This is a genomic window from Pseudomonas sp. Tri1 (assembly GCF_017968885.1).
Lineage (GTDB): Bacteria > Pseudomonadota > Gammaproteobacteria > Pseudomonadales > Pseudomonadaceae > Aquipseudomonas.
On the sequence record NZ_CP072913.1, the window covers coordinates 2,812,235 to 2,837,048 of the forward strand.

The 24,814-nt window shown below is 60.5% G+C and carries 18 protein-coding genes; 7 read left to right on the plus strand and 11 right to left on the minus strand.

The genetic code is table 11. The features are described 5' to 3' along the window. Window positions 1–5: 5 nt before the first annotated feature. The 3 genes from J9870_RS12515 to J9870_RS12525 are packed head-to-tail and all read right to left on the minus strand — an operon-like array spanning window position 6 to window position 3,424. Window positions 6–809 carry a sulfite exporter TauE/SafE family protein gene (locus J9870_RS12515; protein WP_210644443.1) on the minus strand — a complete coding sequence of 268 codons (804 nt, stop codon included), beginning with the start codon at window positions 807–809 and terminating at the stop codon, window positions 6–8. Window positions 810–837: 28 nt separating this feature from the next. Beyond that, window positions 838–2,508 (minus strand): bifunctional protein tyrosine phosphatase family protein/NAD(P)/FAD-dependent oxidoreductase, encoded by a 1,671-nt coding sequence (locus J9870_RS12520; protein ID WP_210644445.1) that lies wholly within the window; start codon window positions 2,506–2,508, stop codon window positions 838–840. Window positions 2,509–2,545: 37 nt separating this feature from the next. Continuing rightward, window positions 2,546–3,424, minus strand: a complete 879-nt coding sequence (locus tag J9870_RS12525) for an MBL fold metallo-hydrolase (RefSeq protein WP_210644446.1) — start codon at window positions 3,422–3,424, stop codon at window positions 2,546–2,548. A gap of 226 nt (window positions 3,425–3,650) precedes the next feature. Here J9870_RS12525 and J9870_RS12530 point away from each other — a divergent pair, with 226 nt between their 5' ends. Further along, window positions 3,651–4,970 carry a sigma 54-interacting transcriptional regulator gene (locus J9870_RS12530; protein WP_210644448.1) on the plus strand — a complete coding sequence of 440 codons (1,320 nt, stop codon included), beginning with the start codon at window positions 3,651–3,653 and terminating at the stop codon, window positions 4,968–4,970. A 300-nt stretch (window positions 4,971–5,270) separates the two neighbouring features. Here J9870_RS12530 and J9870_RS12535 read toward each other — a convergent pair whose 3' ends face one another. Then, window positions 5,271–8,015 carry a cation-transporting P-type ATPase gene (locus tag J9870_RS12535; RefSeq protein WP_210644450.1) on the minus strand — a complete coding sequence of 915 codons (2,745 nt, stop codon included), beginning with the start codon at window positions 8,013–8,015 and terminating at the stop codon, window positions 5,271–5,273. 57 nt (window positions 8,016–8,072) lie between these two features. Beyond that, entirely contained in the window at window positions 8,073–8,996 is a 924-nt protein-coding gene (locus tag J9870_RS12540) for a universal stress protein (protein WP_210644452.1), read from the minus strand. Between the two features lie 260 nt (window positions 8,997–9,256). Here J9870_RS12540 and J9870_RS12545 point away from each other — a divergent pair, with 260 nt between their 5' ends. Both J9870_RS12545 and J9870_RS12550 read left to right on the plus strand, forming a co-directional pair. After that, on the plus strand, window positions 9,257–10,504 hold the full coding sequence (locus tag J9870_RS12545) for a DUF4010 domain-containing protein (protein WP_210644454.1): 1,248 nt from the start codon (window positions 9,257–9,259) through the stop codon (window positions 10,502–10,504). Window positions 10,505–10,604: 100 nt separating this feature from the next. Next, a complete protein-coding gene (locus tag J9870_RS12550; RefSeq protein ID WP_210644456.1) occupies window positions 10,605–11,516 on the plus strand; it encodes a universal stress protein in 912 nt (303 codons plus the stop codon). Window positions 11,517–11,570: 54 nt separating this feature from the next. Here J9870_RS12550 and J9870_RS12555 read toward each other — a convergent pair whose 3' ends face one another. Continuing rightward, the gene (locus tag J9870_RS12555) at window positions 11,571–12,134 is read right to left on the minus strand and encodes a GNAT family N-acetyltransferase (protein WP_210644458.1); all 564 of its coding nucleotides are present in this window, start codon (window positions 12,132–12,134) and stop codon (window positions 11,571–11,573) included. Between the two features lie 248 nt (window positions 12,135–12,382). Between J9870_RS12555 and J9870_RS12560 the strand changes: the two genes are divergently transcribed. Then, on the plus strand, window positions 12,383–13,276 hold the full coding sequence (locus J9870_RS12560) for a universal stress protein (RefSeq protein WP_210644460.1): 894 nt from the start codon (window positions 12,383–12,385) through the stop codon (window positions 13,274–13,276). Here the strand turns inward: J9870_RS12560 and J9870_RS12565 are convergent. After that, window positions 13,266–14,249 carry a zinc-dependent alcohol dehydrogenase family protein gene (locus tag J9870_RS12565; protein WP_210644462.1) on the minus strand — a complete coding sequence of 328 codons (984 nt, stop codon included), beginning with the start codon at window positions 14,247–14,249 and terminating at the stop codon, window positions 13,266–13,268. The genes J9870_RS12560 and J9870_RS12565 overlap by 11 nt on opposite strands. Before the next feature lie 242 nt (window positions 14,250–14,491). On the opposite strand from J9870_RS12565, the gene J9870_RS12570 reads away from it, so the two are divergent. The 3 genes from J9870_RS12570 to J9870_RS12580 all read left to right on the plus strand — a co-directional run bounded on the left by J9870_RS12570 (window position 14,492) and on the right by J9870_RS12580 (window position 19,261). Then, complete coding sequence (locus tag J9870_RS12570; RefSeq protein WP_210644463.1) at window positions 14,492–16,861, plus strand: phosphoketolase family protein; 2,370 nt, start codon at window positions 14,492–14,494, stop codon at window positions 16,859–16,861. A 66-nt stretch (window positions 16,862–16,927) separates the two neighbouring features. Then, window positions 16,928–17,818, plus strand: coding sequence for a universal stress protein (locus J9870_RS12575; RefSeq protein WP_210644465.1), 891 nt, complete (start codon window positions 16,928–16,930; stop codon window positions 17,816–17,818). A gap of 87 nt (window positions 17,819–17,905) precedes the next feature. Further along, complete coding sequence (locus tag J9870_RS12580) at window positions 17,906–19,261, plus strand: MBL fold metallo-hydrolase (RefSeq protein WP_210644467.1); 1,356 nt, start codon at window positions 17,906–17,908, stop codon at window positions 19,259–19,261. 195 nt (window positions 19,262–19,456) lie between these two features. Here J9870_RS12580 and J9870_RS12585 read toward each other — a convergent pair whose 3' ends face one another. The 4 genes from J9870_RS12585 to ftsH form a co-directional block, all read right to left on the minus strand. Then, entirely contained in the window at window positions 19,457–19,993 is a 537-nt protein-coding gene (locus tag J9870_RS12585) for an Hsp20/alpha crystallin family protein (protein ID WP_210644469.1), read from the minus strand. A gap of 90 nt (window positions 19,994–20,083) precedes the next feature. Continuing rightward, window positions 20,084–21,577 carry an arginine-ornithine antiporter gene (gene arcD, locus J9870_RS12590; RefSeq protein ID WP_210644471.1) on the minus strand — a complete coding sequence of 498 codons (1,494 nt, stop codon included), beginning with the start codon at window positions 21,575–21,577 and terminating at the stop codon, window positions 20,084–20,086. A gap of 137 nt (window positions 21,578–21,714) precedes the next feature. Continuing rightward, window positions 21,715–22,467 carry a fumarate/nitrate reduction transcriptional regulator Fnr gene (gene fnr / locus J9870_RS12595; protein ID WP_210644473.1) on the minus strand — a complete coding sequence of 251 codons (753 nt, stop codon included), beginning with the start codon at window positions 22,465–22,467 and terminating at the stop codon, window positions 21,715–21,717. 476 nt (window positions 22,468–22,943) lie between these two features. Beyond that, the gene (gene ftsH, locus J9870_RS12600; RefSeq protein WP_210644475.1) at window positions 22,944–24,773 is read right to left on the minus strand and encodes an ATP-dependent zinc metalloprotease FtsH; all 1,830 of its coding nucleotides are present in this window, start codon (window positions 24,771–24,773) and stop codon (window positions 22,944–22,946) included. Between the last annotated feature and the right edge of the window lie 41 nt (window positions 24,774–24,814).

Below are 24,814 nucleotides of genomic sequence, written 5' to 3' on the forward strand. Positions count from 1 at the left end.
AGGGGTCAACCCAGGGCTTTTACCAGCAGGGCCACTGCCACCAGCGTAGAAACCAGGGCAAAGCCTTTCTGTAAGTAGGGTTCCGGCAGCCTGGCTGCGATCAGACGCCCGCCAAGCATGCCGCTGAGTGCGCCAATGGAAAATGGCACGGCTACCGCCCATTGCAAGTGACCGGCCGCCGAACTCGCCACAACCCCCGACATGGAAACCAGTGCAATCACCGTCAGCGAAGTGGCGAGCACCGACTGCGTGGTCAAATTGGTGTAGCGCTGGAGCGCCGGGACCATGACGAAACCACCGCCGACCCCGAGCAAGCCGGAAAGCACCCCTGCGACCACGCCTGAAAAGGTGAGCGCCCAGGCACATGGGCCGGTCCAGTTCAGCTTGCCGCGGTGCTCATCCAGGACACAGGGCGGTGGCTTGCCCCTGCCAGATGCCTTTACCCCCGCGCGCGCAGGCCGTGACTTTTGAAAGGCCCGCCAAGCCACGTACATCAGCAAAAGGGCAAACATGATCGTCAAGGGCGCGTTGGGAGTACGTTGAGCCAACCACAGGCCGACGGGGGAGCAGACGATCCCCGCCCCAGCGGTCAGGAGTGCGGCCTTATAGCGTACGATACCGTTCCTGAGCCCCATCATGGCGCCCAGGCTGGCGGCTAAGCCCACGGCGAGTAAACCAATAGGCCCGGCTTCGGCCATGCTCAAACCCACGCCAAACACCAGGAACGGGACCGCGAGTATGCCTCCGCCCGCGCCGGTCAGCGCCAGAATCACGCCCACGGTGAAGCCCAGTAGCAAGACGCTCATCATCTGGTTCTCCTGGCGTTCAAGTCCGTTTTCATAAGTCCGCCAGCTCGGGTTTTGCCAGCCACTCATGGCCCTTGAGCATTCCCCTCCAATACAGGGGCGGCAGAATCCGCTCTTTGAGCAGCCACGCCAGCCGCGAGGGGCGGGTTCCGTCAATCAGCCAGGACGGGAAACTGGGGGCCACCTTACCGCCGTAGGTGAATTCTGCGAGGACGATCTTGCCCCGTTCCACCGTCAGCGGGCAGGAACCGTAGCCGTCGTATTGGGCACAACCCTCGGCCTTGCCCATCGCCGCCAGAACGTTATGGGCGACCACGGGGGCCTGCTTGCGTGCCGCTGCCGCCGTTTTGGCGTTGCTGGTATTGGCCGCGTCTCCCAGCGCGTGGATATTGGCCCAGCCTTTGTGGCGCAGGGTTGCGGGATCGACGTCAAGCCATCCTGCCGCATCCGCGAGGGGGCTGACACGAATGAAGTCCGGCGCAACCTGTGGTGGCACGACATGAAGCAGGTCGAAGTCGCGGGTGACACTGTGGGTGCTGCCGTCAGGCCTGACGCAACTGAAGGTGGCCGTGCGCTCGGGGCCATTGACGCTTGTCAGGGTGTCACCGAAATTCAAGTCGATGCCGTAGGCGTGGATGTACTTCATTAGCGCGGGCACGTAGTCGGGAACACCGAACAGCACCGTCGCGGCACTGCAGAAATCGATCTCGATATCCCCCAGCACGCCTTCGCGCCGCCAATGATCGGCAGACAAGTACATGGCTTTTTGCGGCGCTCCCGCACACTTGATCGGCATGGGCGGTTGTGTGAACACGGCTTGTCCACCGCGCAGTTGTCGCACCAGTTCCCAGGTATAGGGCGCCAGGTGGTACAGGTAGTTGGACGTCACTCCGTTTCGCCCCAGGGTGTCCGACAACCCTTCAATGGCGTGCCAGTTGAGTTTGAGGCCAGGGCACACGATCAGTTGCTCGTAGCGGACGACTCTGCAGCCGTCGAGAATGACGGCGTTTCGATCCGGTTCGAAAGCCGCTACCGCAGACTTGATCCAGTGCACGCCGCGGGGAATGGTCGCGCCCATCGTGTGGGCTGTTTGGGAGGCTTCGAAGACCCCGCCGCCGACCAGCGTCCAGCCAGGCTGGTAGTAGTGCACATCCGCCGGATCGATGATGGCAATGTCGAGTCCTGGTTCGCGGGCCAATAAACTCGATGCCGTCGCGATGCCTGCGGCGCCGCCACCGATAATCACCACGGCGTGTTCGGCCTCGGCCACTTCGACAGGTGTGCGGCCTTTATTGGCAATGCGACGAATGACGCCTTTCATGTCGAACCCGGCTTTTTTGGCGGTTTCGACGATCTGTGGCAAAGGCTGGTGCTCGGCTTGCGACAATGCCCACATCGTTGTCGAGCGCATGCCGGAACGGCAATAGGCCAATATCGGTTTTGGCACGGATTCAAGCAACTTGCCGAACGCTACGCCTTGTTCGTCCGTGACCTTGCCGGACTCGGCGGGCAGATAGTGGGCTTCAATACCTATCGCTTGGGCCACACGTTTGATCTCGGCAAACAACGGCTGATCGCTGCCTTCACCGTCCGGGCGGTTACAAATGATGGCGCGAAAGCCGGCATTTTTGAGTTCATTCAACTGATTGGGAAAAATCTGCTCTGAAACCGATAAGCCGGGCGCAAGGTGGCGGATGTCCATACTGTCTCCGATCGGGAAGTTTTTCTTATAGAGGGCGTCAGAGCATGTTGAGCGGGATCTTGAGATAGCGCGTGCCGTTGGATTCGGGCTCGGGAAAGTGGCCGGCGCGCATGTTGACTTGCACCGAGGGCAGAATCAGTGTCGGCATGTCCATCGATGCGTCACGCTTGGTGCGCATCGCGACAAAGGCTTGCTCACTGATGCCGTTACGCACGTGGACATTGTCGGCGCGTTGTTCGGCCACCGTGCTGGCAAACTGCACCTCGCGGCCACCGGGCTGGTAATCGTGGCAGGTGTAGAGCACGGTGTTGGCCGGCAGGCTCAATACCTTGTTGATGGATTGAAACAACGCGCGGGCGTCCCCACCCGGGAAATCGCATCGCGCGGTACCGTAGTCGGGCATGAACAAGGTGTCACCGATGAATGCAGCCGTTTCCAGGCCGTCGCTGATGACGTACGTCATGCAGGCCGGGGTATGGCCCGGTGTATGCAGCGCGCGGCATTGCAGTGCGCCGATCATGAAAGGTTCGTCGTCGACAAACAGGTGATCGAACTGGCTGCCATCGCGGGCCATCTCTGCACCGATATTGAACAGGCTGCCAAAGACTTCCTGCACAGCGGCAATGTGGCTGCCGATACCGATTTTGCCGCCGAGCTTTTCCTTCAAGTACGGTGCGGCGGTGAGGTGGTCGGCATGGACGTGGGTTTCGAGAATCCATTGGACCGTCGCGTTCAACGCGGCCACCCGGGCCATCAACTTGTCGGCAGAGGACGTCGTGGTACGACCCGACTTTGGGTCGTAATCCAGGACACTGTCGACCAGGGCGCAATAACCGGTCGATTCATCCAGCACAAGATAACTGACAGTGTGGGTCTCAGGATCGAAGAACCCTTCGACGTGCAATTTTACGGTCATGACCTGCCTCCTCTGGGACTCTAGCCGCTCAGAGAATACACAGAGCAATAAGTCTGCCATGCCAGGATCAAATTTTTGTTTGTGCTCAACTTATTGATTTTATTGGTTTTCAATTGAATTTTTGGCGATGTGTTTACCCGGGTTGATACCAGGTTACTGCCACTGGCAGTTTTTATTGGCATAGTGGCAGTGTCAATTTTAGCCAGGACAATGCACCGGAGCCGCGATGACCAACATTCTGCCGCCCATCCAAGAACACCTTCCGCATCCGGACCAGGTGCAGTCCCTGGTCTCGTTTCTCGAGCACGAACCACATCCGATGATCGTGCTTGATCCCGATTACAACATCCTGGCAGCGAACACGGCTTACCTGCGTCAGTTCGGCAGTGCCGACAAATCGTTTATCGGCCATAAGTGCTATCGGATCTCCCATCACTACGACGTCCCTTGCGACCAGGCCGGAGAGCATTGTCCGATGAAAAAGGCCAGGGAAATGCGTGGCCCGGATCGGGTCTTGCACATCCACCACACCCCCCGTGGGCCTGAGCACGTTGATGTGGAGCTGCGCCCGATCCTGGATGAGCACGGCGACATCACCGCTTACGTGGAACGTTTGACCCTGGTGCGCAGCGCGTCAGCCAGGCCTAGCAATGAGGGCTTGGTGGGCCATTCACCGGCCTTCAACCAGGCACTGTCGCAACTGCAGCGCGTCGCGCCATCGATGTTGCCGGTGTTGTTGCTGGGCGAGTCCGGCACAGGCAAGGAACTGTTCGCCAGGGCTGTTCATGAAACCAGTGACCGCGCCACCGGACCCTTTGTGGTGGTCGATTGCTCCGGGTTGACCGAAACGTTGTTCGAGAGCGAGCTGTTCGGCCATGAAAAAGGCGCGTTCACCGGCGCCACAATGCGCAAGCCGGGTCTGGTTGAAACGGCCCAGGGCGGTACGTTGTTTCTCGATGAGATCGGTGATGTTCCGCTGACCATGCAGGTGAAACTGCTGCGGTTGATTGAATCTGGAACCTATCGCCGTGTTGGCAGTGTCGAGACCCAGCATGCCAACTTCAGGTTGGTGGCGGCGACTCACAAACCGTTAGAGAAAATGGTGGAAAGTGGTGAGTTCAGGCAGGACCTGTACTACCGCATCAGTGTGTTTCCCATTCACTTACCCCCCTTGCGTAACCGGGTGGAAGACATCGGCTTGCTGGTGAACTCGTTTCTGCAACGTGCCGGTAGAGGCAAACGCCGGCTGACTATCGATTCCGCTGCCTTGAAGCAGCTGCAGCAGTTTTCCTGGCCGGGCAATATCCGTGAGCTGCGTAATGTCCTGGAAAGGGCCAGCCTGTTCGCCGATGACGGCGTGATTCACTCGGTGCAATTGCCCCAGGCCGCTGCGGTGCCTACCCCATCGGCTACGCCAGTGCTCGACAGCAGGACATTGGCGCAGGTGCTGGCAACTTTTAAAGGCACTCGCAGCGAACTGGCTGAACACTTGGGTGTGAGTGAACGCACGTTGTACCGCCGACTGAAAGAACAGGGTTTGTCCTGAAGGCCGTCAGCCCCGACTGCCATTGACTGCCACCTGGCAGGACTTTTTTCCTTTCCGAGTACCCGGGGCGAGCCTTGAGTGACAGTGACGAGGCACCGCTATGACATCACCACTCTCCACAGCCCATCCATCGTCACGTATTCATGTGCTGAGTTTGATTATTGCGGTGAGCATCATGTTGGCCTGCACACTTTACCCTCCCATGATGGCCACCCCTGCGGGGAAAGCTGATCACGCGCAGGCTGGTTAAAGTACTCGCGTTAAGCGCTGATGTACCAACGTCGGGGGCTTTGTGCCGGCTCATCCCAGTGAGGGCGTGGCACCCTTCGATTCGGTTAAACGCAGCCGAATCTGTTTTTCAATCTCGATGAGGGCAAAGAACGCCACACCAATCCCGATGACCAGCAGTCCGTCCATGAAAGGGACGGGCTGTGTGGCAAACACCTTTTGCAAGGTTGGCGCGTAGGTGATAGCCAATTGAGAGAGCGTGACGGTGATGACGGTCAGCCACACGACCTTTGTCCCGCGCACAGCCTTCCATGTCAGGGAGGTGCCGTAGATATTGCGTATGAAAAACAGGTGGAATACTTCCATCACGACCAACGTGTTGACCGCAAGGGTACGGGCCAACTCCACTGGATAACCGCGGTCGAGCGCATACGAAAAAATGCCGTAGACACCGCAGAGAAAAAGAATGGAAACCAGCACCATGTGCCAGACCAAGGCACCGCTGATCAAAGGTTCGTGCCTTGAGCGGGGAGGTCGGCGCATGCTGTTTTCTTCCGTCGGTTCGAACGCCAGGGCGATGCCGAGAGTTATTGCGGTAATCAGGTTGATCCACAAAATCTGTATGGCGGTCACAGGCAGCGTGAAGCCAAACAGCAGCGCGACGATGAGGGTCATTGTCTCGCCTGCGTTGGTGGGTAATGTCCAGCTCAAGACTTTCTTGATGTTGTCATAGACCGTCCGTCCTTCACGCACCGCGGCCACGATAGAGGCGAAGTTGTCATCGGCCAGCACCAGGTCCGCGGCCTCTTTTGCGGCCTCACTGCCTTTGTCACCCATGGCGATACCGGCGTCTGCGCGCTTGAGTGCTGGCGCGTCGTTGACGCCATCGCCAGTCATTGCCACGGTCATGCCGTTCGATTGCAGCAACGTCACCAACCTGAGCTTATGTTCAGGGCTGGTACGGGCGAAGATGTTCACCTCCTTTAACGCTTCCTTCAGTACGGCGTCGTTCATGGTGTCCAGGTCGAGGCCGGTCAGAACCCTGTCGGGATTTTGCAGGCCAATCTGATAACCGATGGCGCTGGCGGTGCCGGAGTGGTCCCCGGTGATCATTTTCACGGCAATACCGGCCGTCCGGCACTGTGCAACGGCCTGCCTTGTCTGCGCGCGGGGCGGGTCGATCATTCCCACCAGGCCAAGCAGCGTCAGCGTCCCTTGCACGTCACCTAATTCCAATACGGTGTGCTCGGGCTGTACTGGCCTGATGGCAAACGCCAGGACGCGATGACCTTTGCTGGCAATGGCATTGGCCTGTTTGTGCCAGTAGGCGGTATCGAGCCGTTCAGTCGCGCCGGTGCTGCCGCGTTGTTGCGTGCACATGGCCAGGATCTGCTCGGGCGCACCTTTGACATAAATCGCCGCTTGCCGCTCATGGTTGTGGTGCAGCGTTGCCATGAAGCGGTGTTTCGCGTCGAACGGTATGGCATCGGTACGAACCCAGGTGCGTCGCGCTTGTTCGTGGTCGATTCCGGCTTTTGCGCAAAACGCCAGCAAGGCGCCCTCCATCGGATCGCCCTCGACCTTCCAGGCTTGCTCATGCTGCCTCAGCGCGGCGTCGTTGCAGAGGCTGGCCGCTTGCCCGAGTTCGGCCAGTGCCGGGTGATTGGAGGTATCAATCAACTGATCCTCCAGGTTCATGTTTCCGGTTGGCTGATACCCCACACCGTCGACGCTGAAGGTCAGGTCACTGATGACAACCGACGCCACCATCATTTCGTTGCGGGTGAGGGTACCGGTTTTGTCCGTGCAGATGACGGATACCGAACCCAGTGTTTCGATGGCCGGCAGGCGCCGGACGATGGCATTGCGACGGGCCATCGCCCGCACCCCGACCGCCAGGGTAATCGTGAGTACGGCGGGCAACCCTTCGGGTATCGCGGCGACGGACATCCCCACCACGACCATGAAGATCTCGGTGAAGGGGTAATGCCTGACGAAGTGACCGTAGATGAGTAACAGAGCCGCGACCGAGAGAATCAATATCGTCAGCCAGCGCGCGAAAACGTGCATTTGCTGCACCAGCGGCGTCGTCAGAGCCTCTACGCCTGACAGCAGTGTGCTGATGCGCCCGATTTCGGCTGATGTCGCGGTCGCAACCACGACCCCAGAGGCCTGCCCACAGGTGACCAGGGTGCCGCTGAATGCCATGCAGGCACGGTCACCCAGGGCCGCTTCACGTCGCACCGGTTCGGTATGCTTTTCAACGGGGGCGGATTCACCGGTCAGAATGGCTTCCTGGATCTGCAGCCTGTTTGTGCGCAGCAGGCGAAGATCAGCCGGTACTTTGTCGCCGGCCTCCAGCAAAACGATATCGCCTGGTACCAGCTCCTCGCCTGCGACACTCAAGCGTTCGCCGCCACGAACCACCGCTGCGCGCGGTGCCAGCATCTGCCGGATGGCGTCCATGGCTTGTTCTGCCTTGCCTTCCTGGGCGTAGCCAATGATTGCATTGGCAAGCACCACCGCAAGAATGACCACCGTGTCCCACAGATGCTGCAACAGGGCAGTCATCGCTGCGCACGCCAGCAGCACATAAATAAGAATGTTGTGGAACTGCAACAGGAACCGCAGCCACGCGGGGCGTCGAGCTGATGCAGGCAGGCGATTGAAGCCCGTGCGCGCGAGTCGAGCTTGAACCTCGAGCTCGTTCAGCCCGACATGCTCGTCGACCTCTAATAGGCCCAGCACCCGTTCTGCGGACTGCGTGTGCCAAGCCAGCGGACCGGTGGGCATCGCGGATTGCTCCGGTCGCTTCATCAAGCTTCCCATGCGCACAGGCCCATTGTTGGCCGGTCATCGATGATGACCGTGGTTTCAGCCAATCTGTTGGGGGGCAATCACCCACAAGCTGCAGGGCATCTTGTACAACAGGCCCTCCACGGTGCTGCCAATCAGTTTGTCCAGGGTGCCGTAGCGCACGCGGCCCATGACGATGACATCGATATCGTGGGAGGCGGCGTAGCTGGCCAGCACCTTGGCCGGGTCGCCCATGATCATGCGCCGCTGTTCCGGGGCGATACCGTTGCGTTCGGCCAACGCATCGAAGGTTGCGCCTTGGGATTCGTAGAGCTGTCGGGCCAGGGCCGAGGAGAAGAACATCGAGCCATTGCCGAAACCATATTCGGCAGCGGTGATGGACGAAAGATCATAGGCGTAGATGACTTCCAGCGTTGCGTCGCAGCTGAGGGCCAATTTGTTGGCTTCGCTCAGGATCCGATCGTTCAGGCCTTCATAACGTCCGTCGTGATGGAAGGGGTCGACGGCGGCAAGAATTTTGCGCGGGCGAGCGTGGCTGACTTTGTTGACGAAGTGCAGCGGGACTTCGCACTCGTGCAGCAGATGCACGTCCAGCGGCGTGAACATCAGGCGCGAGAACCAGGATTCTGGGGACACCGTCTTGATCAGCGCATCCATTGGCTGCTCCTTGAGGTGAATCAGAATTTCCTGCAGTGGCCGCTCGACCCAAGTGACTTCTGTGGTGACTTCGATGCCAAGTTTGCGTAGCGGCCTGGCCTGTTCCTCCAGCCAGTGCCGATGGCGTTCAATGTAGCCCAGGCGCATCTCCTCCAAGGCCTGCTCATTGACCAGGCCGGCCGTGGCCAGGCCCTCAAGGTAGTCGAAAGCCACTATATGCAGCGCTGCGCCTTCGGCCTTGGCCAGGGCGGCCGCCCGATCGAAGGCCGGGTTGTGTTCCATCAGGGGCGAGACGACTAACATCAAGCGTGATTGCGTAGACATGACAAACCTCCCGGGCAAGGACCTGTTGGCACCGGGCGACGGTTCGCTCGGCGTGGTGTCTGGCTTTGATCATGTCCTCTGCGGGCGGCGGCAACTTGATTTGCATCAAACTCACCTGAAAGCGCTCTGCCGATCGCTGCGGCACCGGGCATTGGCGCGTAGATTGATCATGATCAATCTTTCCAGAACAAGCGCGAAGCAGGCTCGGGTTTTACCCTGAATTCAGGTACAACTGGGCCTACCGTCCTAGAGTCATCGTCATGATCGAAACCTTGGGCTTTGCCAATGCTGCTGCGGCACTGGGCGTCGGCCTTCTGGTGGGGCTCGAGCGCGAGCGGCGCAAAGGCGAGGGCGACAGGCGTGATTTCGCCGGCCTGCGTACCTTTGCCGTCACCGCTTTGCTGGGTTATGTCACGTTCCGGGTCGGTGGCCCGTTATTGCTTGGGTTCATCGCGCTTTCGCTGGGAGCTGTGGTGACTGCGGCGTATTGGCGAAACCTCGACAAAGACCCCGGTATCACCAGCGAGGTGGCGTTGTTCGCGGTGTTGGCATTGGGCGCGCTCTGCGTGAGCGCGCCGGCGCTGGCGATAGCGATTGGTGTGGTGATGGCCGGGCTGCTCGCCAGCCGCCAGACGTTGCATCACTTTGCCCGCAGCCAATTGACCGCCGACGAGCTGCGCGACGGCCTGATACTGTTGATTGCCGTGCTGGTCGTGCTACCCCTGGCGCCGGATCGTTACCTCGGGCCTTACAATGCAATCAACCTGCGCACCATTTGCACCCTGACGGTCATGCTCATGGCCGTGGGCGCGCTGGGGCATGTCGCGGTGCGCACCCTCGGCACCCGCTACGGCTACCCCCTCGGCGCGATTGCCTCGGGGTTCGCCTCCGCCACGGTGACCATCGCATCCATGGGAAACATCGCCGCGAAACAGCCAACCCATCTCAAGGTGCTGAGTGCTGCCGCGGTGTTATCCAACCTGGCGACCCTGGCTCAAATGGCGCTGATCCTCAGTGCCGTGGAACCCGCCCTGTTGCGTTGGATGTGGGGGCCTTTGCTCTGCGGCACGCTGATGACATTGCTCTGCGGCGGTATGCTGATGCTCTCTCGTTCCAGGGGGCGGGCCGATGAGCCGATCAAGGCGGGTGGGGCGTTCAGCCTGAAATTGGCATTGACGGTGACGCTCATGATGACCGGGATTACCGTCCTGTCGTCGGCGATGCTCGACTTGTTCGGGCAGACCGGGGTGGTCGTGACCGCGGTTTTCAGCGGGCTGGCCGACGCCCATGCCTCGACAGCCTCTATCGCTTCCCTGGCGAAGGCCGGGTTGTTGCCCTTCGACGGCATCGCGGTGCCGGTCTTGATGGCGCTGAGCAGCAACTCCCTGAGTAAATGCGCGGTGGCTTGGTTCAGTGGCGGGCGCGGTTTCGCCGCCTATGTCATTCCCGCTCAGGTGCTGGTGACGCTGGCAATGTGGGCTGGGCTTGCGGCCCAGCGATTCGCTTGAGTGATGGCAGTTTGATGAAGATCAAGTCCTGTGCTTGGCATGCGTCCATTCTGGAACCCTCAATCCTTTAAGTGGCAGCCGCCACGTGCCGAGGTGTTCCATGTCCCAGACTCAACGTTTGTTGTTATTGGCGCCTGACGCCATGATCCGTACGCCAGCCTTCGACCGCGCCACCGAACTGGCCCTGGCCCTGGATTTGCCCCTGCACATCGTTGCGATCGATTACCTGGACTTGCTTTCGGTGGCCGGTCTTTTCGCCCCGGAGCAGGTCAAGCAAGCGCGTGAGGGCTACCTGGAAACCCATCGGCATTGGCTGTGGCAACAGGCCGAGGTGGCGCGTCGACACGGAGCGGAGGTGACCTGCGAAGTGGTTTGGGGCAAGGATCCCTATCAAGCTTTGCAGCAATATGCCAAAGAGATGCCATTGGCGCTGATCATCAAGGACGCCCAGCCGGAACCGGCGATGAAACGGATCTTTTTCACGCCGCTGGACTGGCGCTTGCTGCGTGACTGTCCGGTGCCGGTGCACCTGGTCACGGACGTCCGCCACCCCCGGCCCCGGCGGATCCTGGCGATTGTCGATGTGCTGCGCAGTGAAGACCAGGACCTGGTGTTCAACGACCAGATCGTCGACGCCGCCGTGAAGCTGGCTGAACAGTGCAACGCCCAGGTCGAGTTGCTACACGCTTTCGACTGGACGGCGGTATACACATCGGACATGGGCATCGGCGCGCTGCCCCTGGCCACCGGGCTCTACGAAGCGTTGGGCAAGGCGCAGCACGAGGTATTCGAGTCCCTGGCCGAGCGCCATGGGGTCGAGCCGCAGCAGCGTCATTTCATTGAAGGCACGCCATTGAACAGCATCTGCACGTTCGCCGCTGATCATCAGATCGATGTGATCGTCATGGGCACCACTGAGCATCGTGGCCTGGATCGGCGTCTGGGCACCACCGCCGAACTCATCTTGCAACGGGCACCCTGCAGCGTGTTGGCGATCAAGCCGCAGGAGTAGGGGGCGGCAACTTCGCGCGGGGCCTCGATGTGCGGCCCCGCGCCAGTGTTGTGGCTAGAGATAGAGACGGTGGATGACCTGCCGGGTGTCCTCGGGGTCGGAACGGGTTTCAAACCCCAGGCTATGGGCCAGGTCACGCATGGGGGCGTTGCTGGCGGCGTCGATGGAGTACATCTGGCGATAGCCGTTTTTCCGCGCGGTATCAATCAAATGCTCCATCAACAATGTCCCCAGCCCCAGGTTCTGCCAGGGATCGGCGACGGTCACGGCGCACTCGCATTCGTGCTCGCCGGTCGCGCAATAGCGGCTGACACCGATCTCGATCAACTGGCCGTTGTCATGGACCAGGGCAATGTAGGCCATGCGCGTCTTGCAATCGATATCCATCAACTGGTCGAGCATGGCGGTGCCTGGCTCATTGATTTGCGCCAGGAAACGCATGTGCCGGGACTCCGGCGACAGGCGCTTGATGAAGTCATATTCGCGCTGGCGGTCTTCATCGCGCAGCGGCCTGATCAACACATGGCGGCCGTCCTTGAGTGCCTGGATCCAGTGCTTGCCGCTGATGCTGGCATACAGGGCAGCGGCACGTTCGTTGTGGTCTTTGACAGTGAGCATGATGTGATCCTCCTTCGGATTCGAAGCTGCGTTGCGGCAAGAAAGGCTACGCATTCGGTACTGTTCTACGCCCACAGCGGCGATGGATTCTGATCTGGATCAGTCCTCGTGTGCCCAGCTGTCGATTGCCCCGTAGTTGATTCAGATCAAACCGCTTGGGGCGTTGATGGGCGCACGCTGCAAGTCGCGCCGCAACGCGCCGGCGCGAGCTTTCCGATCCGAGGTGAACAACCCGATGGAGGTATGTGATGGGGCAATACCAGCGCCTGCTCTTGATCGTCGAACCCGATCTGCATCCTTGCGCGGCGATGCGACGGGCCTGTGCCCTGGCCAGGGCCAGTGGCGCCGAGCTGCATTTATGCGCCTTCGTTCAGCCGCCACCGCGCACCCACTTGTGGGGTGAAAAAATCGACCAGGCGACGATCCAGCGCTATTTGCACCGTTACCGTCGCTGGATGGTGGAGGAGTCCGCACTGCTCAGGGAGGAAGGGTTGGCGGTGACGACACACGTGGTGTGGACCATTCATCCGCTGCTGGACATTCTGCGCTACGTCGAACAGTTCCAGCCCGACCTGTTGATCAAGGACGTCACCCTCGAACCTTTGCTCAAGCGCGTTTTCGCCACGCCGCTGGATTGTCATCTGTTGCGCGACTGCCCGGTTCCCGTGCATTTGGTCAACCAGGCGGTGCACGGTTTGCCGCGCCGGGTGGTGGCTGCGGTGGATCCCTCGGATCCCGAGGCCAATGCCTTGAACGAGCGCATCGTCCAGACGGCCGCTGCCTTGGCCCGGCAATGCGATGCTTCGTTGCACCTGCTGTATGCCTGCGACCTGTCGCCGGCCTTCAACGGCGAAGCCTCATTACTGGCCGGGGCCTGGGATGAGGACTTTGCCGACGCCTTGCGCGAATCGTTGCATGCGGCGTTCATCAACCTCGCCGAACATTGTGAGGTGCCGGCCGAGCGCCGGCACTTCGTCATCGGCCTGCCCGTGCCGGTGATTCATGAATTCCTCGAGGAGTTCGAGGTGGACGTGGTGGTGATGGGCACCGTGCACCGTGCCGGTCTAGAGCGTTTGATCGGCAGTACGACGGAGCGGGCCCTGTATTCGGTGCCGGGCAGTCTGCTGGCGGTCAAGGGATGAGCACGATGGCCCCGTTGACCTGGCCGCTCCTCAGGCGCTCCAGGGCTTGGTTGGCTTGCTCCAGTGGGTAGCAGGTCACGTTGCAATGCACGGGCGTGCGCTGGATCTGCTCGAAAAACGCCACGCCGTCCGCGCGAGTCAGGTTGGCCACTGAGCGCACGCTGCGCTCCTGCCATAACAGGCGATAGGGGAAGGCTGGGATGTCGCTCATGTGAATGCCGGCACACACCACGCAGCCGCCTTTGGCGGTGGCTTGCAAGGCCAGCGGCACCAGGGCGCCGACGGGGGCGAATATCAGGCTGGCGTCCAGCAAGTGTGGAGGTGCCTGATCCGATGGCCCGGCCCAGGTCGCGCCCAGCGAACGGGCATAGTCCTGGCCGCTGTCATCACCGGGGCGAGTGAAGGCATAGACCTGCTGACCCCGGCCCACAGCGACCTGGATCGCCAGGTGTGCAGCGGCGCCGAAACCATAAAGACCGAGGTGAGGGGCGTTTTGCGCCATCTGCAAGGCCCGGAAACCGATCAACCCGGCACACAGCAAGGGCGCCGCTTCGGCGGCCTCCAGCGTGTCAGGAAGAGGAAAGCAGAACCGCGCATCGGCGACGGTGTAATCGGCATAACCACCGTCCAACTGGCAACCGGTGAACAGCGCCTGGTCGCACAGGTTCTCTCGGCCCGAGCGGCAGAACTCACATACACCGCACGTCCACCCCAGCCAGGGCACGCCTACGCGCTGGCCTATCCAGTCCGAGGCCACCTGTGGGCCAACGGCGATCACTTCACCGACAATCTCGTGGCCCGGCACCCGCGGCAACCGGGCCTGGGGCAGTTCACCGTCAAACAGATGCAAGTCGGTGCGGCACACACCGCAGGCTTGCACCTTGATCAGCATTTGCCCGGCGGCCGGCGTCGGTCGCGCACGTTGTTCCAGTTGCAAGGGTTGCCCGGGCGTGTGCAGGACCATGGCGCGCATGAGCATTCTCCTGTGTGAGCGGGCGCTCGCCCTGCCGGCGAGCGGCGCCAGACCATCGAGCAAGCACCTTGTATGACCTTAGCTCCTCTGGTTCTGATGTAAATCAAGTCGCGCTCATTGCCGCGCTCCAGAATCAGGCATGGCAAGCCGTTCGAGAACGGCAAAGGCGGTCAGCCGACGAAGTGGAATCCGGCCGGGTTTTTGTGCTCCACCTGCCAACCCTGTTTCTTGCGGAGGACGTGATGAGCGATTTTCTCAGCCCCGACCAACTGGAAGGCATTGACGCCTACTGGCGTGCGTCCAATTACCTGGCCGTGGGGCAGATCTACCTCAAGGACAACCCCTTGCTGCGCAAACCGCTGCAACAGGGGCACGTCAAACCTCGCTTGCTCGGCCACTGGGGCACGACGCCGGGGTTGAATCTGATTTACGTGCACCTCAATCACCTGATCAAAACCCATGACCTGAACATGATCCTGGTTACCGGCCCCGGTCACGGTGCCCCGGCCATCGTTGCCCAGAGTTACCTGGAGGGCAGCTTCACCCAGTGTTATCCCGCGGTGGAGCAGAACGAAAACGGGATGCTGCGTCTGTTCCGGCAATTTTCCTGGCCTTATGGGTTGTCCAGCCATGTTTCGGCGCAGATTCCCGGCTCTACCCATGAAGGCGGGGAGTTGGGGTATTCCCTGGCCCATGCCTATGGGGCGGCATTCGATAACCCGGACCTGATCGTAGCCTGCGTCATCGGCGACGGTGAGGCCGAAACCGGTACGTTGGCGGCGAGCTGGCATTCCAACAAGTTCCTCAACCCCCGGCGCGATGGCGCCGTATTGCCCATCCTGCATCTCAACGGTTTCAAGATCGCCAACCCCACGCTGCTTTCGCGCATCAGCGAAGACGAGCTGTCGGCCCTGATGTATGGCTACGGCTACGATCCTTATTTTGTCGAAGGCGATGATCCACAAGCAGTGCACCAGCAGTTGGCCAGGACCCTGGACGGCATGTTGCTCAAGATTCGGGAAATCCAGCGCATGGCCCGCGCGGACTCGTCAGGGCGTACGCCGGAGCGTCAGCTCTGGCCGATGCTGGTATTGCGCACGCCCAAGGGCTGGACCGGTCCGAAATTTGTCGATAGCCAGCCGGTCGAAGGCACCTGGCGCGCCCACCAGGTGCCGCTGAGCCACTTCGAGCTGCCCATGCATTTGACGCAACTGGAACAGTGGCTGCAGAGTTACCGGCCGCAGGAACTGTTCGACGACAACGGTGCGTTGCTGCCGGACATTGCCGCGTTGGCGCCGACCGGTCATCGACGTTTGGGCGCCAACCCCCACGCTAATGGCGGCCTGCTCCTCAAACCCCTGGAGTTGCCTCGGTTTACCGACTACGCCGTGCAGTTCTGCGCGCCCGGCAGCATGCAGGCAGAGTCCACCCGGGTGCTGGGCGGTTTTGTCCGTGATGTGATGAAGCACAACCTGTTGGCAGGCAACTTTCGCTTGTTCGGCCCCGATGAAACCGCCTCCAATCGTCTTGATGCGGTGTACGAGGTCAGTGGCAAAGCCTGGATGGCGGCGCTGGAGGCGGGCGATACGAACCTGGCGTGCGAAGGCCGTGTGATGGAAATCCTTAGTGAACAGGTGTGTGAAGGCTGGCTGGAAGGGTATTTGCTCAGCGGCCGGCATGGGCTGTTTTCCTGCTACGAGGCGTTCATCCATATCGTCGACTCGATGTTCAACCAGCACGCCAAATGGCTCAAGACCGCCGCCCAGATCCCATGGCGCGCGCCGGTCGCTTCGCTCAATTATCTGCTCACGTCCCATGTCTGGCGTCAGGACCACAACGGTTTTTCCCATCAGGACCCAGGGTTCATCGACCTGGTGGCGAACAAGAGCGCCGACGTGGTGCGCATCTACCTGCCAGCAGACGCCAATTGCCTGTTGTCCGTTGCCGATCACTGCCTCAAGAGTCGCAATTACATCAATGTCATCGTGGCCGGCAAGCAGCCAGAATGGCAGTGGCTGGACATCGATTCGGCCATTCGGCACTGCTCGATCGGGATCGGTCGCTGGGCCTTTGCCTGCCACAACGACGAAGACCCGGACGTGGTGATGGCCTGTGCCGGTGACGTGCCGACCTTGGAAACCCTGGCCGCTGTCACGCTGCTGCGTGAATACGTGCCCGACCTGCGCGTGCGGGTGGTGAATGTCGTGGACCTGATGGCCCTGCAACCACCGCAACAGCATGCCCACGGGTTACCGGACGCCGAGTTCGATGGATTGTTTACCGTGGACAAGCCGGTGATTTTCGCCTTCCACGGCTATCCGTCGCTGATCCATCGACTGGTCTACAAACGGCACAACCACGATAACTTCCATGTCCGCGGTTTCATGGAGGAGGGCGCCACCACTACACCGTTCGACATGGCGGTCATCAACCACCTGGACCGCTATCAACTGGCGCTCGATGTCATCCAGCGCGTGCCACGTTTGCAGCCGCTGGTGGACCGCGCTCGGGATCGCTACTGGGCAACCATGGAAAAGCATCAGCTGTACCTCATCGAGCATGGGCAGGACATGCCCGAAGTCTTGAACTGGTGCTGGACGCCGCCGCAATGACCGTCAACACGCCTCATGGCATCGACACCGCACCGTGGTGATCGAGCCTGATTTTGGAGACCCATCATGAGCCAGTACCAACGTCTGCTGCTGATCCTCAATCCGGCACAACGCCATTCGCCCGCCCTTCATCACGGCGCGGCCCTGGCGGCGGCCAGCGGGGCACACTTGCATATCACTGCGTTGATCCCCTCACTGGAGATCCTGTCGCTGCTAGAAGAGGAGCCGCGCGAAGAGGCGCGGCAGAACTATCTGCAGGACCATCGCCATTGGTTGGAGGATGAGGCGGACAAGATGCGTCGCCGTGGTCTGCGGGTCACCACTGAGGTGGAATGGGCCCATACGATGGGCAAGCAGATTCTGCAACACGTCACGCAGATCCGGCCCGACTTGCTGATCAAACAGGTGCAGCACGAGCCTTTGCTCAAACGAGCTTTCTTCACCCCGCTGGATTGGCAACTACTGCGTAACTGCCCGGTGCCGATGTACCTGGTGGGCGCCACCGGTCATGCGCTGCCGCGTAAGGTGGTCGCGGCGGTGGACCCTTCCAGTGCATTTGCCCAGAACAGCGGGCTCAATGACCGCATCATTCGCGAGGCAATGGGGCTGGCGCTGCAGTGCGATGCCGAGCTGCATCTGGTTCACGCCTATGAGGTGTCGTCAGTCTATCTGGGGGATGTGGGGGGTGGCGGCCTGACGCTGTCGCAGCTCAGCAAGGAGCTGCGCAGGAGCCTGGAAAAAACCTTCCTGGAATTGGCGAGCCTGTTCGGTGTGCCGGCTGAGCGCCGGCATTTTCTATTGGGGCATCCGGTTTCGGCCCTGAGTGAATTTGCCTTGGAGCATGAGGTGGACGTGATCGTCATGGGTCGATTCCAGCACAATGATCTGCATGGATTGCTGGGCAGCACGACCGAGCACATTCTGTACCAGGTGTCATGCAGTGTTCTGGCGGTGTGATCCGCTGGGTAGTTGATAAAGATCAACGGTAGCCGGGGCAAACAGTGTGACCAATAGGCTTCCTATCGATTGTTCAGGAGCACCGTCATGCGCATGACCTTTCTCGGGGCCGCCGGCACGGTCACCGGCAGCAAATACCTGCTGGAGCACGACGAACAGCGCATCCTGATCGATTGCGGTCTGTTCCAGGGCTACAAGCAATTGCGCTTGCACAACTGGGACCCGTTCGACCTGCCAATGCGTGAGCTGGACGCGATCGTATTGACCCATGCGCACCTGGACCACAGCGGCTACCTGCCGGTGCTGGTGCGCAATGGTTATCGCGGTCCGATCTATGCCTCGCCGGCGACCTGTGAACTGGTGAAAATCCTCCTGCGCGACAGTGCCCGCCTGCAGGAAGAAGAGGCCGAGTACGCTAACCGCAAGGGATTCTCCAAACACGACCCGGCGTTGCCGCTGTACACCCTCGAGAATGCCGAGCGAGCGCTGAAATTACTGCGGCCGATCGCGTTCGAACATCCGGTGGAAATTGCCCGAGGGGTGACGATATTGCTGCGCCGCGCCGGGCATATCCTCGGTGCCGCCACGGTGCAGGTACAGGCCGGTGGCCTGACGCTGGTGTGCTCCGGCGACCTGGGGCGGCCCGAGGACCCGGTGATGTTTGCCCCGCAGACCATCGGGCAGGCAGATTATCTGCTGGTGGAATCCACCTACGGCGACCGTCGGCACCCGCGTGAGTCGCCGGAAGATCAACTGGCCGATGTCATTACCCGCACGGCATTGCGTCGCGGTATCACCCTGGTGCCTTCTTTCACGGTCGGGCGCGCACAGCTGCTGATGTATCACCTGTATCGCCTGAAACAGCGCCACGCCATCCCCGATATCCCGATTTACCTCAACAGCCCCATGGCCATCGATGTCACCCGGTTGTATCAGCGCTTTGGCGCTGAGCATCGGCTGTCCAGGGAAGAGTGCGAAGGCATGTGTCACATCGCCCATCCGGTTCGCTCGGCCAAGGACTCCATGGCCTTGGACCTGCAACGCACCCCGGCGGTGATCATTGCCGCCAGTGGCATGGCTACCGGTGGGCGGGTGCTGCACCACCTCAAGAGCCTGGCGCCCAACCCTATCAACACCTTGTTGATGCCGGGGTTCCAGGCGGGTGGTACGCGGGGCGCCAGGATTGTGGCGGGTGAGCCCTCGGTGCGTATCCATGGCAAGGACGTGCCGATCAATGCCGAGGTAGTGCCGATGCAGACGTTGTCCGCTCATGCCGATGCCGACGAAATCATGCAATGGCTGCGCGGCTTCAAGACTCCGCCACGGCATACCTATGTCGTTCATGGGGAACCCAACGCCTCCGATGTCCTGCGCCATCGCATTCACGACGAACTGGGGTGGTCGGTGTCCGTGCCCGAATACCGCGATAGCGTGGAACTCTGACCCACCGCCATCGCGAGCAAGCTCGCTGCCACTGGGGATTTGTGGTGGTCGCAGGATTTATCTTCACCGCCGTCCAATGTGGGAGCTTGCTCGCGAAGAGGCCGGTAGCGGCAACCACGTAGTCAGCCTGAAATAAGCCCAGCCCAAAAAAAGCCCCTCGTCGTTGGCCGGCGAGGGGCAGGGGTGTCCAGCGTTTCAGTCAGCCTTGATCGGCACGACTTTTTCCGCTTTCAGTGCTTCTGGTTTTTTAGGCAGCGTCAGTGTCAGCACGCCTTTGCTGAACTGGGCTTCGATCTTGTCGCTATCGATCCCTTTCGGCAGGTTGAACACCCTTTCGAAGGAGCCGTAATGGCGCTCGGACAGGTGATAACCCTTTTTATTTTCTTCCTTGGTTTCTTTTTTCTCCCCCTTGATGATCAGGTTGCCATTGGCCAGGCGGATTTCGATGTCCTTTTGATCCATGCCAGGCAGTTCGGCAGTGATTTCAAAGCTCTTATCCTTTTCGCTGATGTCCACGGCCGGCAGGCTGGTGGCGAACTCGCGGCGCCAGAAAGGCTCGACGTCGAACAACCCGCGACTGAAGGGCGAAAGCCCGGTCCCGCGGTTGAAATCATCGAACAGGTGATCGACCTGCTGACGGAGTTTTTCCAGCGGATGCCAGAGGTCAGCCTTGGCGGGATGCTGAGCATTGTCTTGGGTGTTGACCGGCATTTTCTTCACTGAATTGGACATTTTGATTTTCCTCTTTGGTGATGCCCGGACGGCCCTTGGCGCCATTGCCAATGGCCGCTCCCGGACGGGTCAATGCACGCTTGCAAGCTTTTACAACGAGAGCTGGCCGGACCAGAGCATCCAACCGGCGAAGATCGCCGCCACCCAGATCACCAGCAGCAGGGCCCAGCCGAAACCGTTCAGGGCGTGGCCCGTCCTGGCCCGTTGAGCACTCAGGTAGATCAACGAACCAGGGGCGTAGAGCAGGGCACTGAGCAGCATGTACCGGGGACCAGCGGCGTACAGCAGCCAGACGCAATAGGCAGTGGCGATCAGAGCGATGGCCATGTCGCGCAGCTGCAGGCCGCGATGGCCGGCGTAAGTCTGGCCTTGCCAGGTCATTTTCAGCGCATACAGGCCGCTGAACAGGTACGGCAGCAGGATCATCGAAGTGGCGAGCGAAATGAGGGCCAGGTAGCTGGCACTCGAATACAACGTCAACAACAGGAACAACTGGATGCAGCCATTGGTGATCCACAGCGCGTTGGCGGGCGCACCCTGCTGGTTTTCCGAGGCCAGCAAACGCGGCATGACCTTTTCCTTGGCCGGGGTGAACACCGATTCTGCGGCCAGCAGGGTCCAAGCCAGCAACGCGCCGCCAACCGACACAATCAGGCCAATGCTGATCAGCACCGCCCCCCAGGGGCCGGCCACCGATTCCAGTACTCCCGCCATGGACGGGTTCTTCAGGGCGGCCAGTTCGGGTTGTCTGAGGATACCCAGCGACAACAGGGAAACGGCAATCAGCAGCAGCAACGTCAAGACAAAGCCGATCACGGTGGCCCGGCCCACGTCCGCCCGTTCGGCGGCACGGGCGGAAAACACATTGGCGCCTTCAATGCCGATAAACACCCAGACCGTCACCAGCATGGTGCTCTTGACCTGATCCAGCGTACTGCCCAGAGCTGGCGTACCCCAAAAGTCCACCAGGAAGGTGTCCTTGGAGAAACCGGCGATCACCAGCCCAACGAACAACAGCAGCGGCACCACCTTGGCTATGGTGGTCAGGGCGTTCGCCTTGGCGGCGGTGCGCATGCCGCGCAGGATCATCCAGTGCAACGTCCAAAGCACCACAGACGCGCCGGCAATGGCCGCTTTGTTGTTGCCTTCGCCAAACAGCGGGAAAAAGTAACTGAGCGCGGCGAACAGAATCACCAGGTAACTGACGTTGCCGATCCAGGCGCTGATCCAGTAGCCCCAGGCCGAATTGAAACCGAGGAATTCGCCGCCCAGCGCCCGGGCGTAAGCGAACACGCCGTTATCGAGCTCAGGCTGACGATTGGAGAGCATCTGATAGACCAGGGCCAGTGACAGCATGCCCGCGCCGGTGATCAGCCAACCGATCAGGATCGCCCCGGCGCCCGCGCTGGCGGCCATGTTCTGCGGCAGGCTGAAAATGCCACTGCCGATCATTGAGCCGACCACCAGGGCGATCAGCAAGCTTAACGACAAACGTTTGGGTTCGACCTTTCGCAAACTGCCAGCTAAAGGATGAGGTGTGACGGTCGGGATGACCGGTTCCGTGCCTTGCAGGTGCGTTGCCATGATAGAGCCTCCACGAGACGAAAGGTCCGAGACCGTCGCCCATGCGAAGGTCCGAACGCTGGTATTAATCTCGGCGCAAAGGCATCAGGAGGCATTGATTTAGATCAGAGGTCATGCAGGGTGTGCAGCGGTGAACTTCAGAGTTCGGCGTGACGATGGCAACCGGCAACCTTTTGCTTGAGGCCGGGCAAGTCCAGGATCGTGACGTTGCGTCCATGCACGTCCACCAGTTCTTCCTGACGCAGGTGGGCGATGCATCGACAGATGGTTTCCAGGCGCAGGCCCAGATAGGAACCGATGGCTTCCCGGCTCATGCGCAGCACAAACTCCCTGGAAGAGTAGCCGCGCATGTTAAGCCGTTGTGACAGGTTCAAGATAAACGCGGCCAGGCGTTCTTCGGCGTTCATGTTGCCGAGCAGCAGCAACATGCTGTGGTCGCGTACGATCTCCTGGCTCAGCAGCTTGTTGAGGTTGTGCTGCAAGGATGGCAAGTCGTGGGCGAGTTTTTCCAGGTGGCTGAAAGGGATCGGGCAGACCTCGCTGTCTTCCAGGGCTATCGCATTACAGGCGTAATGGTCGGTGCTGATGGCGTCCAGGCCGAGCATTTCGCCTTGCATCTGGAACCCGGTGACCTGTTCGCGGCCGTCCACCGACAGGACGCTGGTCTTGAAGAAGCCCAGCCGCACCGCATACAACGAACGCAGTGGATCGCCGGTGCGGTACAGCGCCGTGCCCTTCTTGACCTTCACCCGTTGGGCGATCAGGGTATCGAGTCGCTCGACTTCACCGCCCGTCAGGCCGATGGGCAGGCATAGTTCAAGCACGCTGCAATTGGAGCAGGCGGTTTTGAGCGCGTGCACGCGCAGAAGTCTAGGTTCGCTCTCGGCCATTGGGGAAACTCCTTTGACGAAGCAATCATAGAAGACCAATCCCACCGCGCCTGTTTTTTGTCATCAAAAAGCATACCGGCTATCGATTGGCGCTCAGTTCGCAGGCAATCGGCACCGCGCAGCAGCAAACTCGTCACACTAGCGTTTTCAGCTGCACGGGGTGTATTCAACGGCCATTCTGCGGATGTGTTCGTGACGAAATGACGGGCATCGTGACCTGGGAAGGCTTTCCAATGACTCAGAGATGATGGCGGCGATCCATGCGGTGCCGGTGGCTGCGCTTGAAACGGTGGAGGCGCTGTGCAGCGAGTGGATCAGGCGATTTGCCCGCTTATGCCTGGTTTCAATGGTGATGGGTATGAGGATTTTTCCTCAGGCCGGATGAAGTGGTTGTCGAGTTGTTGCAGCGAGCCTGGCAGCGAGAGGCCGCGCAGGACCGCCATCCCAGTAGCTCGCCAGCCCCAAAAAGAGGGCTGTCAAAGAAGTCGCAGCGCCGTCACCGGACGCTTGGTCGGTAAGAGCGGGGCAAACTCTTCAGGGGTCAGTGTCTCTCTTTCCAATAGCAGACGAGCTCCGCTGTCCAGATCGGCCCGGCGACTTTCGAGCAAGGTCTTGGCGCGTTGATAGGCTTCATCGAGCAACGCACGGATGCCCAGGTCGATTTCCCTGGCTGTTTGCTCCGAATAATCTTTTTCGCCGATGTCTTGCAGGCGTTCGCCCAGGTAGGTCGCGCTTTTGCGCTCCAGCACGGCCTGGCCCAGCTCAGGGCTCATGCCAAACCGGGTGATCAACTGGCGGGCGATATCCGTCGCGTGGGCCAAGTCGTCGGCGGCCCCGGTGGAAATCTGGCCATAGACCAGGGATTCTGCGGCCCGCCCGGCCATCAGCACGACCATGCGGTCCTTGAGCATCTGGCAACTGATGAGGAAATGATCCTCGGTCGGACGCTGCAAGGTATAGCCCAGCGAGCCGATGGCGCGCGGCACAATCGAAACCTTGTGAACCGGGTCCATGGCCGGGAGGTTGCTGGCGGCCAGGGCATGGCCCATTTCGTGATAGGCCACCACTTGGCGTTCATCGGGGTGCAGCAGGCTGCTCTTGCGTTCAACCCCGGCAATGATGCGCTCCACGGCCGCCGTGAAATCGTCGAGGCTGACCGCTTCGGCGCCGCGACGGGTGGCTACGATGGCGGCTTCGTTGACCAGGTTGGCCAGGTCGGCACCCGTAAAACCGGTGGTGATGTCAGCGATACGCTGACTGTCGAGGTCCGGCCCAGTGAGGATTTTCTGAAGATGGACCTTGAGGATCGCCTGGCGACCCTTACGGTCCGGGCGGTCGATCAGAATCTGCCGGTCGATCCGTCCGGCTCGCAGCAACGCCGGGTCCAGCACCTCAGGCCGGTTGGTCGCGGCGAGCAGCACAACCCCTTCACGCGGGTCGAAGCCATCGAGCTCTGAAAGCAATTGGTTGAGGGTTTGTTCTTTCTCGTCATTGCCACCGAAAGCGCCGACACCACGCATTTTGCCCAGCGCGTCGAGTTCATCGATAAAAATGATACAGGGCGCTGCCTGCCGGGCCTGTTCGAACAAATCATGCACGCGAGCCGCTCCGACGCCGACGAACATCTCGACGAATTCAGAGCCCGATATCGAGAAGAAGGGCACGCCGGCTTCTCCGGCGATGGCTTTGGCGACCAGGGTCTTGCCGGTGCCGGGAGGGCCGACCAGTAACGTCCCCTTGGGGATGTGCGCGCCCAGGCGGGCATATTTCGCCTTGTCCTTGAGGAAGGAGACAATTTCCACCAGCTCGGTCTTGGCTTCGTCGATACCGGCGACATCGGCGAAGGTCACCCCGGTATCGCGCTCGACGAACACCTTCGCTCGGGACTTGCCTATGTTCATGAGCCCGCCCAGGCCCTGTTTCTCCGCCAGCCCGCGAAACAGGAAATGCCAGATCACCATGATCAGCATGAAGGGCAGCAACCAGCCCAGCAATCCGTTTAAAAAGGTGTTTTCGTTGATGCCTGTAAAGCCGACCCCTGAGTGGGCGAGGTCCGTCGCCAGCGCCGGATCGACCCGTACGGTGGAGAATAGCGTGTGACCCTCAATCGGTTCCTGCAATTTGCCGCTGATGTGTTCTTTCTCGACGCGTAGATCACTGACCTTCTGATTGTTCAACAGCTGCAGAAACTGGCTGTATGGAATGATTTGCACACTGGGGCGTTCAAAAAACAAAAATTGCACGAGGCTGAGCACGATGAGCGCAATGAAGAAGTAGGACAGGTTCCACTGGTGGTTTTTTTTCATGGCCTCGACTCAATAAAAGGCCTTGGATGAACAGGCCGTGC